The sequence below is a fragment of the Streptomyces bobili genome (assembly GCF_002154575.1).
In the GTDB taxonomy this organism is placed as follows: domain Bacteria; phylum Actinomycetota; class Actinomycetes; order Streptomycetales; family Streptomycetaceae; genus Streptomyces; species Streptomyces bobili.
Genome location: NZ_MUBA01000858.1, coordinates 1 through 1233, shown reverse-complemented (window position 1 = coordinate 1233; position 1233 = coordinate 1). Strand labels below are relative to the sequence as shown.

The following is a 1233-nucleotide window of genomic DNA, read 5'->3' as shown; positions in this document are numbered from 1 at the left end:
CTCGACCAGGCCGTCGGTGTAGAGGACGGCGGTGGAGCCGGGGCCCAGCGGGATCGAGCCGGAGGCGTGCATCCAGCCGCCGGTGCCGAGCGGCGGGCCGGTGGGTTCGTCGGCGCGCAGGACGGTGCCGCTCTCGTCGCGGACCAGGATCGGCAGGTGGCCTGCGGAGGCGTACACCAGCCGTCCCTCGTTGGGGTCGTGGATGGCGTAGACGCAGGTGGCGATCTGGTTGGCGTCGATCTCCATGGCGAGGCCGTCGAGGAGCTGGAGGATCTCGTGCGGCGGGAGGTCGAGGCGGGCGTAGGCGCGGACGGCCGTGCGGAGCTGGCCCATGACGGCTGCCGCGCGGACGCCGCGGCCCATGACGTCGCCGATGACGAGGGCGGTGCGGCCGCCGCCGAGGGTGATGACGTCGTACCAGTCGCCGCCGACGGCCGCCTCGGTGCCGCCGGGGTGGTAGGTGGCGGCGATGCGCAGGTCGTCGGGTTCTTCCAGTTCCTGGGGGAGCAGGGAGCGCTGGAGGGTGACGGCGGTCTCCCGCTGGCGGCGCTCGCTGGTTCTGAGGCGCTCGGCGGCTTCGGCGTGGTCGGTGACGTCGGTGGCGAACACCAGTACGGCGCTCTCGCCGTGGTTCTCCGGGACCGGGGTGCAGGTGAAGGTGTAGGAACGGCCGTCGGGCGCCTTGCGGGACTTCAGGGTGCGGGGCTTGCCGCTGCGCTGGGCCTGGTCGAGGAGCGGCATCAGGCCGAGTTCGCGCAGTTCGGGGAGGGCCTCGGCGGCCGGTTCGCCGATGGGGCGTACGCCGAAGGCCGCCGTGTAGGCGTCGTTGACGTAGGCGAGGCGGTGGTCGGTGCCGTGGACGAGGGCGACGAGGGCCGGGACGCGGTCGAGGACCTCGCGGGCCGGGAGTTCGTCGACGGCGGGCACCGGGGGCGGCTCGTCGGTGAGTTGTTCGACGCGGGCCGCAGGTACGGAGCCGGGGCCGGAGCCGGAGCCCTCGCTCCGCCGGTCCGTGGTGGTGACCGGGTGCTCCGCTCGCGCGGCGGCGGCGCGGCGCTGCGTTCCGGGGAGCCGGGCGCTCCAGCGCGTGAAGTTCACGAATCCTTGCCTCGTGTAGTCGTCGACGGCCGGCTCCGGGACCGGCCTGGGCTCCGGGGGCCGCGCGGCGGTGGCCGCACATTGTTACAGCACCCCGGGTGTGGAGCGCGGGGGAACAGCCTGGTGGGTTCGGCG

1 protein-coding gene is annotated in these 1233 nt (G+C 74.4%); it reads right to left on the bottom strand.

Annotated features, from left to right (window positions below):
• The coding region (locus BZL64_RS38275) for a PP2C family protein-serine/threonine phosphatase (RefSeq protein ID WP_086773518.1) at nucleotides 1-1098 on the bottom strand (1098 nt) is incomplete at its 3' end.
• Nucleotides 1099-1233 lie beyond the last annotated feature (135 nt).